The organism is Thermodesulfovibrio sp. TK110 (genome assembly GCF_054658355.1).
This window is the reverse complement of record NZ_BAAHNB010000001.1, coordinates 1788623-1809220: the sequence shown is the minus strand read 5'-3', so window position 1 is coordinate 1809220 and position 20598 is coordinate 1788623. Positions and strand designations below refer to the sequence as shown.

The window sequence follows — 20598 nt, the reverse complement described above, 5'->3', positions numbered from 1 at the left end:
ATGAATAGGGAACAAGCAAAAAACTTGATAATTGAAACATTTGAAAATTCTTTTGATAAAGATAAATTTATTAAATTTATCACTAATTTACTAAAAACTTATGATAGAAATAAAGCTCTTGAACCAAGAAGCGGAATTCAAGGGATAACTGAAAGATATCTTGATTTTATTGCATCCTGGGAAAGAATTGGTAGATATGTAGATAAAGATGGTAAAAAGATAGATATTTTAGTAGTGAAGCTAAGAAAGGAAACTTCTTTATATCGTGCCCGAACTGCTCAGAGAAATTTCGTTGCTGAATATTTAAAAGGAACCCTTGGAACTACTACAAAGAAAGATGCAGCCCTTGTAGCTTTTATATCACCAGATTTAGAAGACTGGCGATTTTCCCTTGTTAAATTAGATTATCGCTTTGAAGGAATTAAAGCCAAAGAAGAATTTACGCCCGCTAAAAGATGGTCATTCTTAGTTGGCAAAAATGAGAAAAGCCACACTGCCCAATCAAGAGTTATACCAATACTTGAAAATGACGACTTTAAGCCAACCCTTGAAGATTTGGAAAAAGCCTTTGATGTAGAAGTTGTAACAAAAGAATTCTTTGAAAAATATAGAGACCTCTTCATAAGAACAAAACTTGAACTTGATAAAATTGTTAAAAAAGATGAAAAAGTAAGTAAAGAATTTGAAAATAAAAATATAAATACCGTTGATTTTGCCAAAAAACTCCTTGGTCAAATTGTATTTCTCTATTTCCTTCAAAAGAAGGGTTGGTTCGGTGTTGAAAAAGGAAAACCCTGGGGAACAGGTCCAAAAGACTTTATAAGGAGATTGTTTAACAAAGAATTTGGAGATTATGAAAACTTTTACAACGATATACTTGAACCACTTTTTTATGAAGCATTAAGAACAGATAGAAGCGTGGATGACCATTATTACAGTAGATTTAATTGCAAAATTCCTTTCTTAAATGGTGGACTTTTTGACCCTATTAATGATTTTGACTGGGTAAATGTTGATATTCTTTTACCTAATGAGCTTTTCTCAAATAAAAATAGAACAAAAGAAGATGATATTGGAGATGGTATTCTTGATGTCTTTGATAGATATAATTTCACAGTGAATGAAGAAGAACCACTTGAAAAAGAGGTTGCCCTTGATCCTGAGCTTCTTGGAAAAATTTATGAAAAACTAAATGCCATAAGACCGGATAACTTTGATGAATATGTAAGAGTTCTAAAATCTGGTAAAAAAGGTGAAGAAACAAAGTTTAATAAAGAATATGGAGTTTATTACACGCCAAGAGAAATTGTCCATTATATGTGCCAGGAAAGTTTGATTGAATATCTTTGTAACACAGACATTCTTGTCTGTGGAAGTAGCACAGACACTCCTGTCTGTGGAAGTAGCACAGACACTCCTGTCTGTGGAAGTAACACAGACATTCCTACCTGTGAAAGTAACACGCCTGGTTGGAAAAGAGAAGATATAGAAATATTTGTAAGATATGCTGATTTAATTTTAGAGAATGAAAGAACAGTTATAAATAAAAGAAAAGAAACAAAGACATATAAGCATAAAATGCCAGAAAGTATAATTAAAAATGCACAACTTATTGATAAACTTCTTGCTGATATTAAAATTTGCGACCCAGCTGTTGGTTCTGGTGCTTTTCCTATTGGAATGATGCATGAGATAGTAAAATTAAGACAACTACTTGCTGTTTATATAAGTAGCACAGACACTCCTATCTGTGAAAGTAACACAGACACTCTTGCCAGTGATTTCAAAATTACTCGTCGTAATCTTCCCCATTGGACCAAATCAGATTCTATTTACTGGGTTACCTTTCGTCTTGCAGATTCCATACCGCAAGAGAAAATTAATCAATGGAACGAGGAATATCAAATATGGTTAAAACATAATCCTAAACCATGGAATGAAAAACAATGGAAGGAGTATAATGAAAAATTTGGCAAACGATTTGAGGAATGGTTGGATAGTGGGTATGGTTCTTGCATTTTAGCCAGGCCAGATGTGCGCGAAAAACTGATAGAGTGTCTTTTCAAATTTGACAAACAGAGATATTTAGTGCATGCAGTAGTCATAATGCCAAATCATGTTCATTTATTAATAGAACCAGCTTCAGGATATTCTTTATCTGAAATTTTAAAAGGTATAAAAGGAGCGAGTGCATACTATATTAACAAACTTCTAAATACCAGTGGGAAAAAAGTTTGGATGGAAGAATCATATGATCATATTGTTAGAAGTGAAAAAGAATATTTTCATTTTATCCAATATATTAAAGAAAATCCAACTAAAGTCAATTTGCCTGAAGATAAATATTATCTTTATGTAGCACAGACACTCCTGTCTGTGGAGGTAACACAGGCATTCCTGTCTGTGGAGGTAACACAGGCATTCCTGCCTGTGGAGGTAACACAGGCATTCCTGCCTGTGAAAGTAGCACAGGCATTCCTGCCTGTGAAAACACAGACAAGAATGTCTGTGCTACCTTATGACTTAAAGCGCCATTGTATAGAAAATTCTCTTTACGGAGTAGATATTGACCCAGGAGCAGTTGAGATTTGTAAGTTAAGATTCTGGCTTTCAATGATTGTGGATGAAGAAGATTTTTACAACTTAAAACCCCTTCCTAACCTTGATTATAAGGTTGTCCGTGGAGATTCACTTTTAGGAGTTGAAAAAGATTTGTTTAATCAAGAGGCATTTAAAAAGCTTGAAGGATTAAAAAATCTATACTTTAATGAAACAAATCCAACTAAAAAACAGGAACTTAAAAATGAAATTGATAAACTGATTTACGAAATAACCAACGGTCATAAAGAATTTGATTTTGAGGTTTATTTCTCAGAGGTATTTCATCAAAAAGGTGGCTTTGATATAGTGATTGCAAATCCACCGTATATCTCTACAAAAGGAGTTGATGAAAAACTTAAACCTATATTAGAAAAATATTATGGATTTGCCGATGATTCCTATAATCATTTCTTTTTTAAAGGATTAGAAATATTAAAAGATAAAGGAATACTTGCTTATATTAGTTCAAAAACTTACTGGACAATCCAAACCAAGAAAAATCTTCGTGATTTACTACTAAACAATACTATACTTACAATTTTTGATACAGCTAATCCTTTTGAAAATGCTATGGTAGATACAAGTGTAATCATCGTAAAAAAATTACCACCAAGCCCATCTCATCAGATAATATTTTTAGATGGTAAAGAGAGTATTCAACAACCAAAAAGATATACCATACATCAAGAAGACTATAAAAATGCTCCGAACAAAGTTATATTTATACCAACAGATTTTAATAAAGAAATTTATCAAAAATTTGGTAAAAAGGTTAATGAACTACTAAACCAATGGTGGAATTTTATCAATACCAGTAAAAATATTAAAAAATACGAAAAAATACTTGAAGAATACCGTAATTCTTTAAAATCAGGTGATATTACATTACTTGGGCTTATTGCAGAAGGTGGAGTAGGTATTCAAACAGGAAACAATGGGAAATATATAGGTGTATTAGAAGGCACAAAATGGGCTGAAAAGGTTTACAAAGAGCGTCCAGAAAAACTATTAAAAGCGGAAGAGTTTTGTAGAAAAAATGGTATAAAAAACAAAAAAGATGCAGAGGCATTTTTAAACAAATTTGATGAAAAGGAAATTCGTAAACTTTTTGATGATTTGAAAGAAAAATATGGTAGAGATATATTTGGTCAAGGCTGGCTTTATAGGATTGTAAGCAAGGAAGAGATAGCGGATGTGAATTCTTTAACAGAAGATGAAAAACTAAATGGTATAAAAGGCACCAGAACCTTTGTTCCTTACGATAAAGGAGATAAAGAAGGCAATCGTTGGTATGCTCCAACACCTTACTACATTGATTGGAGTAGAGAGAACGTGAAATTTTTAAAAGAAAATTCTGGGAAAAAGGGGGAAGGTATGCCAGTTGTTCGTAATCCTCAATTCTACTTCAGAGAAGGTTTTTGTTGGACAGATGTTAGTTATGATATTCGTTGCAGAATAAAGGAAAAAAGCATACATGATGTGCTTAGTATGTCGTTATTTCCTAATATAACTTTAGTAAATTCTAAATATATTGTAGTTTTGTTAAATTCTCGTTTTATGTCTATATATTTAAATGCTTTTGTAAATACAACGGTTCATTTTCAAATCAATGATGCCCGCCAATTACCAATTATAATCCCCACTCCTGACCAGTTAAAAACTTTTGAAGATATATGCGACCGTGCTATGTCAATTCAAAAGAGAAAATTTGCAGGTGAACTAACAGAAAGCGAAGCAGAAGAAAAATTAGAAGAGATACAAAAAGAATTAGATGAGTTGGTATTAGAATTATATGGGATTAAAGTATGAGTAGAAATAAATTGTTGAACATCACAGACCCACAAAAACAAGCCAAAGTTAAAGACCTTGAAAAACAAATAGACCACCTTGTGTATAAGCTTTATAATTTAACAGAGGAGGAGATTAAAATAATTTAAGGAGAAAAATAATGGCAGATAAACAAGATTTATGGAATTTAAGTAATAGACTTTCAACGAAAACAAAACTTGAAATTTTAGAAAAGATTTTTGATGTATGGCTGACCATTTGGAATAATCAAAAATGGGCATCAAATGAATGGTATATCATAGATTTATTTGCTGGTAGAGGTAAGTATAATGATGGAACTTATGGTTCACCACTTATTTTTCTTGATAAAATTTTAAAAAAAAGAATAGACAAAAAATTGAGAGAAAATATCAAAATTAAATGCTTTTTTATAGAACTGAATAAAGATAACTTTGCTTGTCTAAAAGAAAACATTGAAGAATTTCTTAATAAAAATCCAGAGACAAATAAAGTAGTTGAATCTCAAGTCTATATTGGAGATTGTAATGAAAAAATACCTGAAATAATAAGACAGATTAATAACACTCCAAAAAATCCTCTTTTTGTTTTAATAGACCCAACGGGTTTACAAATTAAGAGAAAGACTGTTGATTTAATGGTTAAATTAAATAACCCGAAAGATATCATGTTCAATTATATTTTGGAAGGTGTTCGTCGCACCAGTGGTGTAGCAAAAAAGAGAAGATCAGGAACCGAATTAACAGAAAAAGAGATTAAGACTATAAATACTCTAAAAGAATTTATTGGGGATGATATTAATTTAATAGGAGATGACCAAAAAATGTTAGAAGATTTTGTTGGCTCTGTTTTTACCTCTAAAGGGCTTCATGTTGTGGGGTATGATATCAAATATCCAGACCGTAATGATACTTTGTATTATCTTCTTTATGCATGCAAAAAACCTAATGTGACCAAAATTGTTAAAGATGTTTATGCACAGCAGAAGGAAAGAATTTTAGGGGAAACATTGTTTGGCGGTAAAAATTTTTATAAAGAAGCTCTTTTGGAGATTCCTTCAAAAATAAAGACTATTAATAGAAAAAGTCTTTTATATCAAACTAATGTTGAATATGGCGACTGGACGATAAATCATATTGTTGGTTGCAAACATGGTTGTAAGTTTCCGTGTTATGCGATGATGATGGCAAAAAAATTTGGTTGGGTTAAAGATTATGAAGATTGGAGAAATCCAAAGATTGTAGCGAATGCTTTAGAACTTCTTGAGAAAGAAATACCGAAATATAAAAATTACATTGACTTTGTTCACCTGTGTTTTATGACTGACCCTTTCATGTATGATTATAAAACGAAAATGATAATACCAGAAATAAAAGAGTTAACATTAAATATTATTGAAAGATTAAATAAAGAGGGTATAAGAGTAACAACTTTAACGAAAGGAATTTATCCTGAAGACTTGTTAAATAAAAGAAAATTTCTGGAAACTAATGAATATGGGATAACACTTGTTTCCTTAAATGATGATTTTAAAAATAAATTTGAACCTTATTCTGCACCATATGAGGAAAGGATAGCAGCTTTAAAAAAACTTGCTGATAATGGATTAAAAACATGGGTAAGTATTGAACCCTATCCAGTTCCTGCTTTAGATCCTCAATCTGCAGATATTGAGAGAATCTTAAATAAAGTTAGTTTTGTAAAAAAAATAATCTTTGGAAAACTAAATTATAGAAGGTTGGCAGAATATAATAATTCTTATTGTGCCTGGAAAAATAATGAAGAATTCTATAGAGAAATGGCTCAAAAAGTAATTGAGTTTTGCAAAAAGAATGATATAAAATATCATATAAAATCTGGGACCCCCTTGAGTAAAAATGAAAGTGTAAATATTTTTAAAGAATGAATACAATGAATTTATTCGAAATCTATCCTCAAAACCAACCTATTGTCCAGCAAATAGAAAAACTTGTAAATCAAATCCTCTCTCTTGCCCAATGTAACACAGGCATTTCTGCCTGTGGAAGTAATACATATTCATGTATGAAAGTAACACAGGCAATCTTGCCTGTGGAGGTAAAATGCACTCCTATGTGTGAAAGTGAAAACACAGACAAGAATGTCTGTGCTACAACAGACCCACTAAAACAAGCCCAAGTCAAAGACCTTGAAAAACAAATAGACCACCTTGTGTATAAGCTTTATAATTTAACAGAGGAAGAGGTTAAAATAATTGAAGGAGGTAAAATAGAATGAGTTATCTAATTTATGCGGCGTATGGTTCAAACTTTTTAAAAGAAAGGTTTATGGTTTATATAAAAGGTGGAATGTATCGTGGCTGGGAATACTCGGGAAGCAAAGACAAAACTGAACCTCAAGATTTAGGGTGGATGTATGTTCCGCATAGATTATATTTTGCTAAAAGCTCCTCAAAATGGGGCAACAAAGGAGTAGCATTTTTAAGTTGTGAAAAGGAAAAAGATAGTAGTTTTCATGCGGTTGTCAGGCTTTGGAAGGTATCGCAGCAACAGTTTGAAGACATTAAGAAACAAGAAGGACGATGGTATGATGTAGAATTAGAATTGGGAGAAAAGGACGGCTTTATAATAAAAACTATCACTGGTTGTTGGAAAACTGAAATCAATAAACCTTCAGAAGAATATCTTAATGTAATTAGGCAGGGTTTAAAGGAAACAACGGGATGGTCCGATGATAAAATTGAGGAATATCTCAGGAAATTTTTGTAATTATAGCACTTATATATCAATTCTTTCTTTCCTACAAAGGGATGCTTTCATGCAAAGAGTTAATTCCCTGATTTTTCAACAAAAGGATATTTTCTAAAAAAGCCTTTTGTTTTTTGCCTCTTACTTCTACTTCAACTTCCAGATCTTCCTTTCGTAAGCCTACATCTATGACGCACAGGGCTATGCCTTTGCCAAGGGTTGGAGAAAAGGTAACAAGCCCAAGGAGTTTGCACTCAAGCTTATGGCTATGTAAGGCTTCTTTTGTTACATACTCTTTTTTAAGCTTCACACCCTGACCCAAGACCAAGACACAGCCCCACAAAAAGCCTTAAGTTAAGGAACTTGAAAACAAAATTGACTACTTGGCTTATCACTTGTATAATTCAACAGAAAAGAAGATCAGAACAATTGAAGGAGGGAATATTCAAAATCTATAAAAAATTCAGTGTAAAAAATTTTCGTTGCTTTGAGGAAAAAATTTTAACCCTAACCCAGTGTAACACAGACACTCCTGCCTGTGGAGGTAACACAGGCATTCCTGCCTGTGGAGATAAACTATACTCCCATGTGTGAAAGCAAAAACACAGACAAGAATGTCTGTGCTACAACAGACCCACAAAAACAAGCCCAAGTCAAAGACCTTGAAAAACAAATAGACCAGCTTGTGTATGATCTTTATGATTTGACAGAAGAGGAGATTGTAATAATTGAAGGAGAAGGAAATGGCCAAGGCACTTAGAGTTGACATTAATCCTGAAATCATAAAATGGGCAAGAGAAACTGCTGGATACTCTGATGAAGAATGGTATTATTTTTATCGCCCTTGGCTTAACCGAAGAACAGCAAAATAAGTCTACTCATCAGTTGCCGAACTTATCCAAACCAGATTAGAAAAAGCAAGGAGTATGTGAAAGGAATGAAATTTGACCCGACTGCACATCATCGGTGTTCCATACTATTAAAAGGATATGATTATTCCCAGCCTGGAGCATATTTTATTACAATCTGCACAAAAACCGTAAATGTTTCTTTGGAGAAATTTTAGATGGGGTAATGGTGCTAAATGATACAGGACAGATTGCCCAAAAATGTTGGTTAGAAATTCCAGACCATTATCCCAATATGATATTAGATGAATTTGTGATAATGCCAAACCATATACATGGTATCATTTTTATAAACAATAAAAAAACAAATGTAGGGGTTCAAAATTTTGAACCCCTACAAAATCGTTACCAAAAAATTATACCCAAATCAATTGGTTCTATTATCCGTGGATTCAAAATCGGTGTCACGAAATTGTTTCGCCAAAATACAGATCTCTATGATATTTAGCAAAGAAATTATTATGAACACATTATTCGTAATGAACAAGAATTAAACGAAATCCGTGAATATATTATCAATAACCCTTTAAAATGGGAATTAGATAAATATTATTTAGAAAAATGATTGATTTAAACACTCTCGGCGCTAAATGGCTTGAACTTAAAAAACAGATTTATCAAAACTTTGCCTTTAAGCTCCTTGAGAAAAACTTGTGTTTATATTTCTGGTTTGTCTAAAACACTAAATTTTTCTGGTATAATAAAACTTTATGGATAGAGTAATTAGAAAAGCAAAAGCACTTAAAGGTGAAATAACACCACCTGCTGATAAATCTATATCTCACAGAGCAGTTATGTTTGCCTGTCTTGCAAATGGACAGTCAAGAATAAAAAACTTTTTATGGGCAAAAGACCCTATTAGCAGTCTCACTGCTATGAGATCACTTGGAGCGGATATTCAGATAACAAAGTCAAAAGAGATCATTGTTAATGGTATGGGTTTACATTCACTGAAAGAGCCTGAAAATGTTATTGATTGTGGTAATTCAGGCACTACAATAAGACTACTTAGCGGAATCCTCGCAGGGCAGCCATTTTTAAGCATTCTTACAGGTGATGACTCTCTCAGACAGAGACCAATGAGACGAATTATTGAGCCTCTAAGGCTCATGGGAGCAAACATTATGGGAAGAGCAGAAAACAAACTTCCACCTCTTGTGATAAAAGGAGGTTCTCTAAAAGGAATAAACTATAATATGCCCATTGCTTCTGCACAGGTTAAAAGCGCTATCCTGCTTGCAGGACTTTTTGCAGAAGGTGAGAGTTCTGTTACAGAACCTTATAAAAGCAGGGATCATACTGAGAAAATGCTTAAAAGCATGGGTGTAGAACTTAAAATAAACAATAATACAATAAAAATAACTCCACCGCGGCATCCTCTTAAACCTTTTGATATAACCATACCAAATGATTTCTCTTCAGCAGCTTTTTTCATTGCAGGAGCCTTGCTTGTGCCAGACTCTGAAGTAATAATCAGAAATGTCTGCCTGAATGAAACAAGAACAGGCTTTATTGAAGTTTTAAAATCAATGAATGCGAATATAGAAATCTTTAATTTAAGAGAACAGGCTAGAGAACCTGTGGGAGATATCTTAGTAAAAACTGTTAGTGCTCTTAAAGCTGTTACTGTTCAGGGTGAGATTATTCCAAGACTTATTGATGAATTTCCAGTTTTATGCATTGTAGCTACACAGGCTGAAGGAACTACAGTAATTAAGGATGCTAAAGATTTAAGAGCAAAGGAATCAGACAGAATCAAAGCAATGACTACAGAGCTCAGTAAAATGGGTGTTTTAATAAAAGAGTTTGAAGATGGAGTTGAGATAAAAGGTCCATGCAGGCTTAAAAGTGCAGAAGTTTACTCTTACAAAGACCATAGAATTGCAATGGCATTAAGCATAGCAGCACTTATTGCAGAGGCTGAAACCGTGATAAAACACACAGAGTGTGTTGACATATCATTCCCTGAGTTTTATAATCTGCTTGAGATGCTTCAGAGATGAAAAAAGTAATAGCAATTGATGGACCTTCTGGTGCTGGTAAAAGCACTGTTTCAAGGGAAGTAGCTAAAATCCTGGGATTTCAATATCTTGACACAGGTGCTTTATACAGAGCAGTGGCATACTATTTTTTCAGGAATTTTAAGCATACTGTTATTTCTCTGTTAAAAGAGCATGAAATAGAAAGAGAACTTTCAAATATAAAGATTTACTATGAAAATGGCAGAGTTTTCTTATTTGATGAGGATGTTTCAGAATTAATCAGGGATCCGAAAGTTGGCGCTGTTACATCAGAACTTTCCGCTAAAAAGACTATAAGAGATTTTTTACTCCCTCTTCAGAGAAGCTTTGCAGAAAAGATGAATCTTGTTGCTGAAGGAAGAGACATGACAACAGTTGTTTTTCCTGATGCATGGAAGAAGTTTTATCTTGATGCATCCTTAGAAGTAAGAGCTCGCAGAAGATTTGAGCAACTCATACAATCAGGTAAAAAAATAACCTTTGAAGAAGCATTAAAGGATGTTATAGAAAGAGACAGAAGAGACTCCTCTCGTAAAGACGCTCCTTTAAGAATCAGTGAAGATGCTTTTTATATTGATACATCAAGGCTTACAGCTCAAGAAGTTATCTCAATTATATTAAAAAAAGTTGCAGAGGATGACTGATATAATGTATTATCAAAAACAGTATGTTAAAAGAAATTGTTCTTGTAGAAGGCGCAGGTTTTTGTTTTGGTGTAAAAAGAGCTATTGACATAGCCTTTGATGTTGCCAGGAAACATAAAGATGGCGTTTTCACATTTGGTCCTATAATTCACAATCCTCAGGTTATTGAAAAACTAAAAGATTTAGGAGTTCATCCTATAGAGGATTTTCATGAAAAAAATATAAAAACTTTAATAATAAGGGCTCATGGAATTCCAAAGGAAAAATTTGAAGAGATTAAACAATTTGGGATTGAAGTTATTGATGCTACATGCCCTTTTGTAAAAAAAGCTCAAAATCTTGCTGCAAAATTAGCTTCTGAAGGTTATCAGGTTCTTATTATAGGAGACAGGGAACATCCTGAAGTTAAAGGAATTTTCAGTTATGCTGGAGAAAATGCTTTTGTAGTAAGCTCTGATGAAATTCCTATTTTAAATAAAAAAATTGGTATAATCCAGCAGACTACCCAGCCAATCTCAAAGGTTAAGGAGATAGTAAACAAAATCATAAAATCTCACAATGAATTTGAAGAGATAAGAATTTTTAACACTTTATGTAATTTTACATCCAGAAGGCTGGAGGCAACTCAGAAAGTGGCAAAAGAAGTTGATGTAATGATTGTTGTTGGAGGCAAAAACAGCGCAAATACAACCCAGCTTGCTAATCTCTGTAAAGCCTTGGGTGTAAAAACATATCATATAGAGGATGCTCAGGAGATTGATAGAGACATGTTTGAATATGCTAAAAAAATTGGTGTTACAGCAGGAGCATCAGCTCCTCAATGGATAATTGATGAAGTTATTGATAAAATAAAAAGTTTACAAATTAAGGAGGAACAGGGACATGCAGAGTGAGATCAGTGAAAAACAAGAATTGGAAAGTCTCTATGAGAGTTCGCTTTCTCATGTAGAAAGAGGAGAAATCATAAAAGGCAAAATAATGGGAGTAAGAAATGATGGAGTAATAGTGGATGTGGGATATAAATTTGAAGGAATTATTCCACTTAATGAATTTTCAGAAGAAGAGCTGAAGAGCATTAAAGAAGCAGATGAGATAGAAGTGTTTATTGAAAAAATAGATGATGCTCAGGGATTAATCTCTTTATCAAGAGACAGAGCATTAAAAATAAGGGGCTGGGAAATTCTTATGGATGCCTATGAAAGAGGAATCCCTGTTGAAGTAAAGGTTACAGGAAAAACAAAAGGAGGCGTTTTAACACGCTTTTATGGTATAAATGGTTTTATACCTGCTTCATTGCTTGAACTCAGAAAGCCAAAAAATCTTGATGAATATGCAGGAAAAACTCTTAAGGTAAAAATAGAAAAAATTGAACCCCCAAAAAATCTTTATGGACAGTGGAGAAATCTTAAGACTTCTTTAATTTTTTCAAGGAAGGCTTATTTACAGGAAGAAAGGGAAAAACTCAAAAAGGAAATATCTGAAAAAATAAAAGAAGGGCTGAAAATAAAAGGTATTGTGAAAAATATAACAAACTATGGAGTTTTTGTTGATCTTGGTGGAATGGATGGTTTTCTTCATATTTCTGATATATCCTGGAGTAAAGTTAAACATCCTTCTCAGTTTTTTGAAATAGGTAAGGAGTATGAATTTATTGTATTAAAAGTTGAATCAGAGACTGAAAGAATAACACTTGGATATAAGCAAAAAAAGCCAGATCCATGGGAAAATATTGATAAAAAATACTTATCAGGTATGAAAGTTAGAGGGAAGGTAACAAGAATTGAGGATTTTGGTATTTTCGTTGAACTTGAAGAAGGAGTTGAAGGACTGATTCATGTAAGTGAACTTGACTGGACATCTCCAAAGCATCCCACATATTATGCAGAAGTGGATGAATGGATAAATGTAAAAGTTCTTGATATTGATAAAGAAAACAGAAGAATCTCTTTAAGTCTTAAACAACTAAAACCTAAACCATGGGAAGTGGTTGCTAAAAAATACAAAGTGGGGGATAGGATTATAGGAAGGGTAAAAACAATAACAGATTTTGGAGTATTTGTGAGACTGCCAGAAGGAGTTGACGGACTCATTCATATATCTGATATCTCATGGACAAAACATGTTGACCATCCTTCTCAATTTTTTAAAAAAGGGCAAAAGGTTGAGGCTGTAATTTTACATTTAGAACCTGAAAAGGAAAAACTCTCACTGGGTATAAAGCAGCTTACTGAAGATCCGTGGATTAAAGAAATCCCTGAAAGATTTAAAGTTGGAGAAGTTTACAATGCCAGAGTGATTAAAAAAACTGAACATGGATTATTTGTTGATATTGAAGGAATTGTTGAAGGACTGGTTTATAACTCTGAAATTGATAAAAATAAACCTGTAAAAGAGGGAGATGAAATAAAGGTAGTGGTTGTAAAAGTAGATAGGGATAAAAGAAAAATTGGATTAAGCATGAAAAAGATAAGTGAAAATGAGGAATAAAAAGCTTAAAATGCTGTTTATCATTATTGGGATTCTGGTTTTGCTGAGCTTCATCATAACCACTATGCAGATCGGGCTTTCTACTGGTAAAGTGGCTCTTGTTAATATTAAAGGTGTTATCGTAGACTCCAGGCAATCAATTGATGCAATAAAACAATACAGAAAGGACCCTTCAATAAAAGCTATTGTAATACGGGTGGATAGCCCTGGTGGTGCTGTGGTTCCATCACAGGAAATATATGAGGAAATAAAAAGAACAATTTCTGTAAAACCTGTTGTTGTTTCTATGGGTTCTGTGGCTGCTTCAGGAGGATATTATATTTCATGCCCTGCTACAAAAATAATTGCCAATCCAGGAACACTTACAGGCTCAATTGGAGTATTAATAGAGATACCAAATATAAAAGGTTTGCTTGATAAGATTGGAGTTAAGGCAGAAATTATAAAAAGTGGCAGATACAAAGACATTACATCTCCTTTCAAGCCTTTACAAAATGATGAAAAAGAAATATTACAAAAATTGATAGATGATGTACATGAACAATTTATTAAAGCTGTAGCTGAAGGAAGGAAAATTCCAGTAGAAAAAGTTAGAAAAATAGCGGATGGAAGAGTGTTCACAGGACTAAAAGCAAAAGAACTCGGGCTTGTAGATGACATAGGTGATCTTGATTATGCAATAAAAGTAGCAGCGCAGCTTGCTAAAATAAAAGGTGAACCAGAAATTGTAACGAAAAAATCAACACTTTTAATAGAAATTTTAAGGGGTGATACTGAATCATTGATAAAAAAGATTTTGCCTTATATACAGGTGTATTACTTATATTCACCAGCATTTCAAAATTAAAACTTACAGGGAGGACAGACTATGAAAAAATCAGAACTAATTGACAGGGTTTCTCAAAAAATTGATATTCTAACAAAAAAACAGGTTGAGACAATAATAGATATGATTTTTGATTGCATGACAGAGACTCTCTCAAAGGGGGAAAAGATTGAAATAAGAGGATTTGCCAATTTTAAAGTTAAACAAAGACCTGAAAGAATTGCAAGAAATCCAAAGACAGGACAGCAGATCAAAATTCCAGCGCAAAGAGCAATACATTTTAAAATGAGTAAAGCTCTGCGGGAAGCTTTAAATAAGTGAAGTGCTACTGCAGGCTCAAAATTTAAGGATATTTTATAAAAATTCTGCTATCATAGATGATATCAATTTTCATGTGGAAAAGGGTGAGATATTTTCTATTGTTGGCGAAAGTGGCAGTGGAAAAACTCTAACAGGACTTTCAATAATCAATCTTTTACCAGATTATTTCAGAGTTACTGGTAAGCTAATATTTAAAAATACAGATATTCTTGCTCTTGATTCTTCTCAGATAAGAAAAATACGGGGCAAACAGATTTCCTTTATATTTCAAGATCCGATGGTCTCCTTAAATCCTGTTTTAAAAGCAGGCTATCAGGTTACAGAGATGTTTATTCATCATTTTAATATGCCTGAGAAGGAAGCTATAAAAAAAACTGAAAAAATATTTAACGAACTTAAAATAGCCCATATAATAAATAACTATCCTCATCAGCTTTCAGGAGGAATGCGTCAGAGAGTCATGATAGCAATGGCAATAGCATGTGAGCCTGAGCTTATAATAGCTGATGAACCAACTACTGCATTGGATGTAACTGTGCAGGAAGAAATTCTTGATCTTCTTTATTTTTTAATTAAAGAAAAACAAAAAGCCATGATTTTAATAACTCATGATATGAACATTCTCGGTGAATATGCTGATAGATTGATGGTTATGTATGCAGGTAGAATTATGGAGATGGGGCATGTGAAGGAAATCTTTAAAAATCCCTTGCACCCTTATACCATAGCTCTTCTAAATTGCGTGCCAGTAGAAGGAAAGAAAATAGAAGGAATTCCAGGTAATGTGCCAGACCTTAGAAAGCTGCCTTCTGGATGTGTATTTCATCCAAGATGTAAGTATAAAAGGAAGGAGTGCATGATTGAGCCTCCTTCCCTTCGTGAAGTAATTCCTGGACATCTTGTGCGATGCTTTTGGAGCACCCCAAAAACTCGTTGAGTTTTTGGGGACCCCTTACATTGATTCTTTTGATGTTATCTGGATTACTTCTTTTATATGTCTGTCTATTATTTCAGGCAAGAATGGTATATCAAGATTTAGAAATCCGCTTGTAATAAGGCTTGTTGCTTCATCCTTTGTCATTCCTCTTGACATAAGATACTCAACCTGTTCCTCAGATATAGGACCTATTGATGCTTCATGGGAAAGGTCTGCTCTGTCTGCTCCATACGAAATAAGTTGAGGTATTGCATATATGGATGCATCTTTTGAAAATATTATTCCACGACAGTCAAGTCTTCCCATACAGTAGTCATGGGTTTTTGCAATAAGGTCACCTCTTGAATATATAACGCTTTTATGGTCAGCAATTGTTCTTGCAAGAGATTCTCCTTTGGTATCTTTTCCCTCAAAGATTATTTTAGATCCCAGGTCAATGTATGAATCTTTAAGCCCGTAAATTACTGTATTAAACCTTGCTGAAGCTCTGTCTCCTTTTAAATAAACTACAGGGAATGACTGAATGGATTTTACAGGTTTTAGCAGAGCATAATTGTTTACATAAACTCCGTCTTCTTCAACTAAAACTGCTGTTCTTGGACGAACATAAAAGTTTTCAGCCCAGTTATGTATCATTGTAAAAAAGAGTTTACCACCTTTTTTAACATAAAACTCTGAAATCCCAAGATGTATTCCTGTTGCATCAGACCTTGAAAGGGTGCAACCTGTGATTACATGAAGCTCTGCTCCTTCTTCAACAATAATTATATTGTGAACATTCTGGCTTATGTATCCCTCAGCAATCATTAAACATGTCTGAAGCGGGTAATCAAGCTTCTGCCCTGGCAGTATTCTTATAAAGTATCCATGAGTTGGATTTAATGCAACCCAAGCAGTGTATTTATCAGTATCAGGCTGAACAATTCTCCAGAAGTAATCTTCAAGCCAGTCATAGGTTTCAACTGCTTCATTTGTGCTCATCAGTTCAACTTTTCCTTCATAAAGCTTGCTTAATTTCTTATAGACAACAGAATGATCCATCTGCACATAAGAGCCTGAACGCTCTTTTTCTTCAACATCAACACCTGCCATTAAAGCTGCTTCTTTTGCAAGCTCTGGAAGAAGCTCAAGAGATTCAATTTTCCCTCTTTCAATATATTTTTGAAATTTTGTTAAATCTATATCCTCTCCATAAATTGCTGGTTTGTTTAAGGCTTTTTCTGCTCTTTTACGGATCTCCTCTAAATATTTTTTGCTTACTGGCATGTGGCGCACCTCCTGTAGCCATTTTTCTTTATTTCAGAAAGTATATCTCTTGGATTACCCTTGCACATGAGCTTCCCATTGAAAAGTATGTATCCTCTGTCAGCATTAATGTAGTCCAGTATATATCCTGTATGGGTTATTACAATTGCGCTCCTTTTTACATCTTTAACTCTTTGGTCTCTTCCAAGAAGATGGTTTGTCATTTCTCCAATTAATACGATGTTTTCAAGATCAACTCCACTTTCTGGCTCATCAATAAACACAACTTCTGGCTTCTGCATGAGTAGTTGTAATAACTCTGATCTTTTAACCTCACCACCTGAAAAACCATCATTTACATCTCTGTCTAAATGAGCTGTAAGATTAAGTTTTTCAGCATATTTTAGAATTTCATCGTCTGGGGCACCCCAAAAACTCGACGAGTTTTTGGGGACCCCGTCTGTATTTTTGCCATTACTCACAATTTTAAGAAGCTTTCTTAAACTTACACCTCTTACAACAGGAGGTCTTTGAAAGGATATTCCCATTCCCAGTTTTGCCCTTTCAGAAACATCCATGTGTGTAATGTCTACACCTTTAAAGATTATTTTCCCCTTTTCTATCTTATATTTTGGGAATCCCATTAATGTCATTATAAATGTTGTTTTGCCAGCACCATTTGGACCAAAAAGAACTGCAATTTCTCCATAATCAAGGGAAAAATTAATATCCTCAAGAACTTTTCTGCCTTCAACAGAAACATGAAGATTTTTTACTTTTAGCATCTCTCCCATAGTTGCCCTCCTTTGTGTTAAATATTGTATCATTCTTCATAATCCTCTATAATTTCTCTTATTGCATCTTGGATCTGATTTACTGGAATCATTATAGTGAATAATACTGTGAGCAACACAACCTCCTCTGCATTTTTCTTTTAAGTTACATAATTTATTATGGCATGAATTGTTAAATGAAGTTTTAAAAATTTTAAGTTTTTGAGACATTAGAATGTCCTTAAGAGAATTTTGAAAAATATAGCCAATGCGGAAGTCATCAAATCTTGATAAAAGATAACAGGGATAAACTGCTCCATCTGGCATAACAGTTATTTTTTCCGTTCCTGCTGGGCAACGATATTTCTTATCTCCTCCAGTAAATCCTTTACAATACACAGGCTGAATACCTGAGTATTGATTTTGCCATTCTTTGATTAATTTCATAAATTCATAAAAAGGCATTGATAGCTTTAAATCTTCTTCTGTTACAGCATCCATGTAAATTAAATAATAATTGATTCCATTGTTTTTTGCAAATTCTATAATTTCTCTGTGAGGAGTCTGTTTTCTTGTTATAATGCTTTTAATCCAGAGTTTATGTTTTTTTATCAAATCAAGAAGACTTTGATTTGCCTCATAATTGATAGATACTCCGATTTGTAGCATGGAGTTTTTATCAAGTTTTAACAGCTTTTCTATTTTCTCCTCAAAACTTCCATTTGTGCTGATGGTTACTTTTATTTCATTATCAATGGCTGATTTTACCAACTCTTCAAGGGCTTCATAAAGAAAAGGCTCACCACCCAGGATATCAAGGTGCAGAATATTGTTTCTTTTCAAGATATTTACCAGCTCTTCAATTTTTTCTTCAGGAAAATCTAAAGATGCAGAAGAGCGACTTTTTCTGTTAAAACAGAATTCGCAGTTTTTATTGCATCTTAATGTGGGAAAAAACTGGATATATTCAATCATTTTTCAATAGTTCTGTCATAGCATTTTCTAAATCATTGATTATATCTGGATTTTTCAATATAGCTCCAGGTTCTTCATATCCAAGATAAGAGACTGTAAGGTGTTCATTCACATTGATTGTTCTGAGAAAGGCTTTCAGTGTTGCCTCTGCACAGGTAACTCCAATTTGCCCTTTTTTCATTCCTCCAACAAGTATAATGAAAGCTTTCCTTTTAAACTCTTTCTCTAAAATCGGTCTTTTTAAAACATATTTTTCATACCAGAGGCACTGACATCTATCAATAATAAGCTTTAACTGGGCTGGAACACCAAAAAAGAATATAGGTGATGCAATTATAATTCTGTTTGCCTCTCTGAGTAAAGAATATACTCTATTCATATCATCAGAAATAATGCACTCACCAGTATCTTTACATGCATCACAGGCAGTACAGCCTGAGATGTTTAAATCGCATGCTTTTATGAAGCTTATCTCATGATTTTTTCCACTACAGAACTTTATTGCTTCATTGAGCAGTATTTCAGAGTTTCCCTTTCTTGGCGAGCCTAATATGGCAAGAATTTTCATTTTTATGGAAAAGCTCCCTCCATAATAGAGGGAGCTTAAGTTTTATTCAATTTTTTTATACATCTTCTTTGGAGAACCACAAACAGGACATTTATCTGGTGGTTCACCTTCTACTGTATGCCCACATACCTGACAGACATAATAATCAGTATCCAGTTTTTTATCAAGATTTTCAAGAGCTTTTTTGAATAACTCTGCATGCACTTTTTCCACTTCATTGGCATAGTAAAAGCTTCTTTTAGCTTGAGTAGCACCCTCTGCTTCTGCATCTTTAATCATTGGTGGATACATGCTTTCAAATTCATAAGTTTCTCCACTAATGGCAGCTTCAAGATTTTCTTTTGTGCTTTTTACTCCATTGGCAGCTTTAAGGTGATTCATTGCATGAACTGTTTCTGCCTCAGCAGCAGCTTTGAAAAGCTTTGCAACTGCAGGATATCCCTCCTCCTCTGCTTTCTTTGCAAAGGCAAGATATTTTCTGTTTGCCTGAGACTCTCCTGCAAAGGCTTCCATCAAATTCTTAAGAGTTTTTTCCATTTTTACACCTCCATTTTTGCATGATATTCTTTTAAAGCCTTTCCAAAGGCTAAGCCAAACTCATAGCATTTAGTTAGATCCTCCTCTGATGGTTTGTATAAAACTCTTATACCCGGTTCAAAAACTTCAAGTTTCATTGCTTTAGCTGTTTCATACATGTCCTTTACTGCCTCACCAGACCAGCCATAACTTCCGAATGCAGCAAATAGCCTGTTTTTAGGTCTTAGACCTTTTAAATAACTTAAAAACTCAGCAACTGATGGAAAAACTCCATTATTTAATGTGGGAGAACCAACAATAATTCCTCTTGACTTCCATGCCTCCTTTACTGCCACTGATTTTGGTGTTGCTCTGAGTTTAATTATTTTTACAGGAACTCCCTCATCTTCAAGCCCCTTTGCAATTGGAAAGACCATCTGCTCAGTGCTGTGCCACATTGTATCATAGACTATAACTGCACTTAGTTTTGCTTTTGCATCAACCATATCCGAATAAAGAGTTAATACCTTGTCTATATGAGAACGCCATATAACTCCATGGTCTGGAGCTATCATTTCAATCTCAATGCCAAGCTTTTTAATTTCCTCAATTTTCGCTTTAATAACATTTCCGTATGGCATAAGAATGTTTGCATAGTAATCAATAACCGCATCTTCAAGCTCTTCCATTGAACGGCTTTGAACGAACTCATCATCAAATCTCTCTACAGTGGCAATGTGCTGACCAAAGGCATCCTGACTTATGAGAACTTTTTCCTCTTTAATATAGGTAAACATAGAGTCAGGCCAGTGCATCATGGGTGTTTCAATGAAATGCAAGGTTCTTTTGCCAATCTTAAGGCTATCCCCTGATTTTACAACATTGACTTTGTATCTGGATAAATCCATAAATCTGCTTAATCCTTTTTTGCCTCTTTCTGTCATGTAAAGATTTGACTCGGGAACAATCTCTAAAATCTTTTCCAGTCCTGTAGCATGGTCATTTTCAATGTGATTTATTACGATATGTCTTATTTTTTGGGGCTCAATGATTCTTGATATGTTTTCAATTGAAATATGTGCAAAATCATGATGAACTGCATCAAGCAATACTGGTTCGTCATCAACAATGAGATAGTTATTATAACTCGTTCCATGAGGTGTTTCATAACCGTGAAAATCTCTTATTGCCCAGTCAACAACACCCACCCAGTAAATATCGTTTTTCAGCTCCACTGGCTTCAT

At 33.8% G+C, this 20598-nt stretch carries 20 protein-coding genes and 2 pseudogenes; 15 read left to right on the top strand and 7 right to left on the bottom strand.

What is annotated here, in order from left to right:
- The 5 genes and pseudogenes from ACYQ3X_RS09580 (at position 1) to ACYQ3X_RS09560 (ending at position 7154) form a co-directional block, all read left to right on the top strand.
- Positions 1 to 4410 carry an Eco57I restriction-modification methylase domain-containing protein gene (locus ACYQ3X_RS09580; RefSeq protein ID WP_460181584.1) on the top strand — a complete coding sequence of 1470 codons (4410 nt, stop codon included), beginning with the start codon at positions 1 to 3 and terminating at the stop codon, positions 4408 to 4410.
- Positions 4407 to 4538: a hypothetical protein gene (locus ACYQ3X_RS09575; protein WP_460181711.1), complete on the top strand. Its 132-nt coding sequence runs from the start codon at positions 4407 to 4409 to the stop codon at positions 4536 to 4538. Before ACYQ3X_RS09580 ends, ACYQ3X_RS09575 begins: the two co-directional genes overlap by 4 nt.
- Positions 4539 to 4549: 11 nt before the next feature.
- Positions 4550 to 6313 (top strand): three-Cys-motif partner protein TcmP, encoded by a 1764-nt coding sequence (gene tcmP, locus ACYQ3X_RS09570; protein ID WP_460181583.1) that lies wholly within the window; start codon positions 4550 to 4552, stop codon positions 6311 to 6313.
- Positions 6314 to 6573: 260 nt separating this feature from the next.
- Positions 6574 to 6663 (top strand): annotated as a pseudogene (locus tag ACYQ3X_RS09565) (class I SAM-dependent DNA methyltransferase); the annotation flags it as partial.
- Positions 6660 to 7154: a hypothetical protein gene (locus ACYQ3X_RS09560; RefSeq protein ID WP_460181582.1), complete on the top strand. Its 495-nt coding sequence runs from the start codon at positions 6660 to 6662 to the stop codon at positions 7152 to 7154. The pseudogene ACYQ3X_RS09565 and the gene ACYQ3X_RS09560, both read left to right, overlap by 4 nt.
- Before the next feature lie 31 nt (positions 7155 to 7185).
- Here ACYQ3X_RS09560 and ACYQ3X_RS09555 read toward each other — a convergent pair whose 3' ends face one another.
- Positions 7186 to 7443, bottom strand: coding sequence for a glycine cleavage T C-terminal barrel domain-containing protein (locus tag ACYQ3X_RS09555; protein WP_460181581.1), 258 nt, complete (start codon positions 7441 to 7443; stop codon positions 7186 to 7188).
- 276 nt (positions 7444 to 7719) lie between these two features.
- Here ACYQ3X_RS09555 and ACYQ3X_RS09550 point away from each other — a divergent pair, with 276 nt between their 5' ends.
- The 10 genes and pseudogenes from ACYQ3X_RS09550 to ACYQ3X_RS09505 all read left to right on the top strand — a co-directional run bounded on the left by ACYQ3X_RS09550 (position 7720) and on the right by ACYQ3X_RS09505 (position 15277).
- Positions 7720 to 7893, top strand: coding sequence for a hypothetical protein (locus ACYQ3X_RS09550; protein ID WP_460181710.1), 174 nt, complete (start codon positions 7720 to 7722; stop codon positions 7891 to 7893).
- On the top strand, positions 7877 to 8005 hold the full coding sequence (locus ACYQ3X_RS09545) for a hypothetical protein (protein WP_460181580.1): 129 nt from the start codon (positions 7877 to 7879) through the stop codon (positions 8003 to 8005). Before ACYQ3X_RS09550 ends, ACYQ3X_RS09545 begins: the two co-directional genes overlap by 17 nt.
- Positions 8006 to 8070: 65 nt before the next feature.
- Positions 8071 to 8606 (top strand): annotated as a pseudogene (locus ACYQ3X_RS09540) (transposase).
- A 145-nt stretch (positions 8607 to 8751) separates the two neighbouring features.
- Positions 8752 to 10044: a 3-phosphoshikimate 1-carboxyvinyltransferase gene (gene aroA / locus ACYQ3X_RS09535; protein ID WP_460181579.1), complete on the top strand. Its 1293-nt coding sequence runs from the start codon at positions 8752 to 8754 to the stop codon at positions 10042 to 10044.
- Positions 10041 to 10706, top strand: coding sequence for a (d)CMP kinase (cmk, locus tag ACYQ3X_RS09530; RefSeq protein ID WP_460181578.1), 666 nt, complete (start codon positions 10041 to 10043; stop codon positions 10704 to 10706). Before aroA ends, cmk begins: the two co-directional genes overlap by 4 nt.
- A 23-nt stretch (positions 10707 to 10729) precedes the next feature.
- Positions 10730 to 11599 (top strand): 4-hydroxy-3-methylbut-2-enyl diphosphate reductase, encoded by an 870-nt coding sequence (gene ispH, locus ACYQ3X_RS09525; RefSeq protein ID WP_460181577.1) that lies wholly within the window; start codon positions 10730 to 10732, stop codon positions 11597 to 11599.
- On the top strand, positions 11589 to 13193 hold the full coding sequence (locus ACYQ3X_RS09520) for a 30S ribosomal protein S1 (protein WP_460181576.1): 1605 nt from the start codon (positions 11589 to 11591) through the stop codon (positions 13191 to 13193). The genes ispH and ACYQ3X_RS09520 overlap by 11 nt, the downstream gene beginning before the upstream one ends.
- Before the next feature lie 10 nt (positions 13194 to 13203).
- Positions 13204 to 14040 carry a signal peptide peptidase SppA gene (sppA, locus tag ACYQ3X_RS09515; RefSeq protein WP_460181575.1) on the top strand — a complete coding sequence of 279 codons (837 nt, stop codon included), beginning with the start codon at positions 13204 to 13206 and terminating at the stop codon, positions 14038 to 14040.
- Between the two features lie 21 nt (positions 14041 to 14061).
- Positions 14062 to 14340, top strand: a complete 279-nt coding sequence (locus ACYQ3X_RS09510; RefSeq protein WP_460181574.1) for an HU family DNA-binding protein — start codon at positions 14062 to 14064, stop codon at positions 14338 to 14340.
- A 1-nt stretch (position 14341) separates the two neighbouring features.
- The gene (locus tag ACYQ3X_RS09505; protein ID WP_460181573.1) at positions 14342 to 15277 is read left to right on the top strand and encodes an ABC transporter ATP-binding protein; all 936 of its coding nucleotides are present in this window, start codon (positions 14342 to 14344) and stop codon (positions 15275 to 15277) included.
- Between the two features lie 15 nt (positions 15278 to 15292).
- On the opposite strand, the gene ACYQ3X_RS09500 is transcribed toward ACYQ3X_RS09505, so the two are convergent.
- The 6 genes from ACYQ3X_RS09500 to ACYQ3X_RS09475 are packed head-to-tail and all read right to left on the bottom strand — an operon-like array spanning position 15293 to position 20598.
- Positions 15293 to 16543, bottom strand: a complete 1251-nt coding sequence (locus ACYQ3X_RS09500) for a SufB/SufD family protein (RefSeq protein WP_460181572.1) — start codon at positions 16541 to 16543, stop codon at positions 15293 to 15295.
- The gene (locus tag ACYQ3X_RS09495) at positions 16534 to 17307 is read right to left on the bottom strand and encodes an ATP-binding cassette domain-containing protein (protein ID WP_460181708.1); all 774 of its coding nucleotides are present in this window, start codon (positions 17305 to 17307) and stop codon (positions 16534 to 16536) included. Before ACYQ3X_RS09495 ends, ACYQ3X_RS09500 begins: the two co-directional genes overlap by 10 nt.
- Before the next feature lie 45 nt (positions 17308 to 17352).
- Positions 17353 to 18270 carry a radical SAM protein gene (locus tag ACYQ3X_RS09490; RefSeq protein WP_460181571.1) on the bottom strand — a complete coding sequence of 306 codons (918 nt, stop codon included), beginning with the start codon at positions 18268 to 18270 and terminating at the stop codon, positions 17353 to 17355.
- Positions 18263 to 18838: a flavodoxin family protein gene (locus ACYQ3X_RS09485; RefSeq protein ID WP_460181570.1), complete on the bottom strand. Its 576-nt coding sequence runs from the start codon at positions 18836 to 18838 to the stop codon at positions 18263 to 18265. The genes ACYQ3X_RS09490 and ACYQ3X_RS09485 overlap by 8 nt, the downstream gene beginning before the upstream one ends.
- Before the next feature lie 42 nt (positions 18839 to 18880).
- Positions 18881 to 19375, bottom strand: coding sequence for a rubrerythrin family protein (locus ACYQ3X_RS09480; RefSeq protein ID WP_460181569.1), 495 nt, complete (start codon positions 19373 to 19375; stop codon positions 18881 to 18883).
- 2 nt (positions 19376 to 19377) lie between these two features.
- Positions 19378 to 20598, bottom strand: coding sequence for an FprA family A-type flavoprotein (locus ACYQ3X_RS09475; RefSeq protein WP_460181568.1), 1221 nt, complete (start codon positions 20596 to 20598; stop codon positions 19378 to 19380).

What these genes read in the sequence shown, in the direction of transcription:
- ACYQ3X_RS09500 (WP_460181572.1), bottom strand. Translation starts at nt 16,543, where the DNA reads ATGCCAGTAAGCAAAAAATATTTAGAGGAGATCCGTAAAAGAGCAGAA.
- aroA (WP_460181579.1), top strand. Translation starts at nt 8,752, where the DNA reads ATGGATAGAGTAATTAGAAAAGCAAAAGCACTTAAAGGTGAAATAACA.
- sppA (WP_460181575.1), top strand. Translation starts at nt 13,204, where the DNA reads ATGCTGTTTATCATTATTGGGATTCTGGTTTTGCTGAGCTTCATCATA.
- ispH (WP_460181577.1), top strand. Translation starts at nt 10,730, where the DNA reads ATGTTAAAAGAAATTGTTCTTGTAGAAGGCGCAGGTTTTTGTTTTGGT.
- ACYQ3X_RS09480 (WP_460181569.1), bottom strand. Translation starts at nt 19,375, where the DNA reads ATGGAAAAAACTCTTAAGAATTTGATGGAAGCCTTTGCAGGAGAGTCT.
- ACYQ3X_RS09580 (WP_460181584.1), top strand. Translation starts at nt 1, where the DNA reads ATGAATAGGGAACAAGCAAAAAACTTGATAATTGAAACATTTGAAAAT.
- ACYQ3X_RS09560 (WP_460181582.1), top strand. Translation starts at nt 6,660, where the DNA reads ATGAGTTATCTAATTTATGCGGCGTATGGTTCAAACTTTTTAAAAGAA.
- ACYQ3X_RS09550 (WP_460181710.1), top strand. Translation starts at nt 7,720, where the DNA reads ATGTGTGAAAGCAAAAACACAGACAAGAATGTCTGTGCTACAACAGAC.
- cmk (WP_460181578.1), top strand. Translation starts at nt 10,041, where the DNA reads ATGAAAAAAGTAATAGCAATTGATGGACCTTCTGGTGCTGGTAAAAGC.
- ACYQ3X_RS09485 (WP_460181570.1), bottom strand. Translation starts at nt 18,838, where the DNA reads ATGAAAATTCTTGCCATATTAGGCTCGCCAAGAAAGGGAAACTCTGAA.
- ACYQ3X_RS09575 (WP_460181711.1), top strand. Translation starts at nt 4,407, where the DNA reads ATGAGTAGAAATAAATTGTTGAACATCACAGACCCACAAAAACAAGCC.
- ACYQ3X_RS09520 (WP_460181576.1), top strand. Translation starts at nt 11,589, where the DNA reads ATGCAGAGTGAGATCAGTGAAAAACAAGAATTGGAAAGTCTCTATGAG.
- ACYQ3X_RS09475 (WP_460181568.1), bottom strand. Translation starts at nt 20,598, where the DNA reads ATGAAGCCAGTGGAGCTGAAAAACGATATTTACTGGGTGGGTGTTGTT.
- ACYQ3X_RS09510 (WP_460181574.1), top strand. Translation starts at nt 14,062, where the DNA reads ATGAAAAAATCAGAACTAATTGACAGGGTTTCTCAAAAAATTGATATT.
- tcmP (WP_460181583.1), top strand. Translation starts at nt 4,550, where the DNA reads ATGGCAGATAAACAAGATTTATGGAATTTAAGTAATAGACTTTCAACG.
- ACYQ3X_RS09545 (WP_460181580.1), top strand. Translation starts at nt 7,877, where the DNA reads ATGGCCAAGGCACTTAGAGTTGACATTAATCCTGAAATCATAAAATGG.
- ACYQ3X_RS09490 (WP_460181571.1), bottom strand. Translation starts at nt 18,270, where the DNA reads ATGATTGAATATATCCAGTTTTTTCCCACATTAAGATGCAATAAAAAC.
- ACYQ3X_RS09495 (WP_460181708.1), bottom strand. Translation starts at nt 17,307, where the DNA reads ATGCTAAAAGTAAAAAATCTTCATGTTTCTGTTGAAGGCAGAAAAGTT.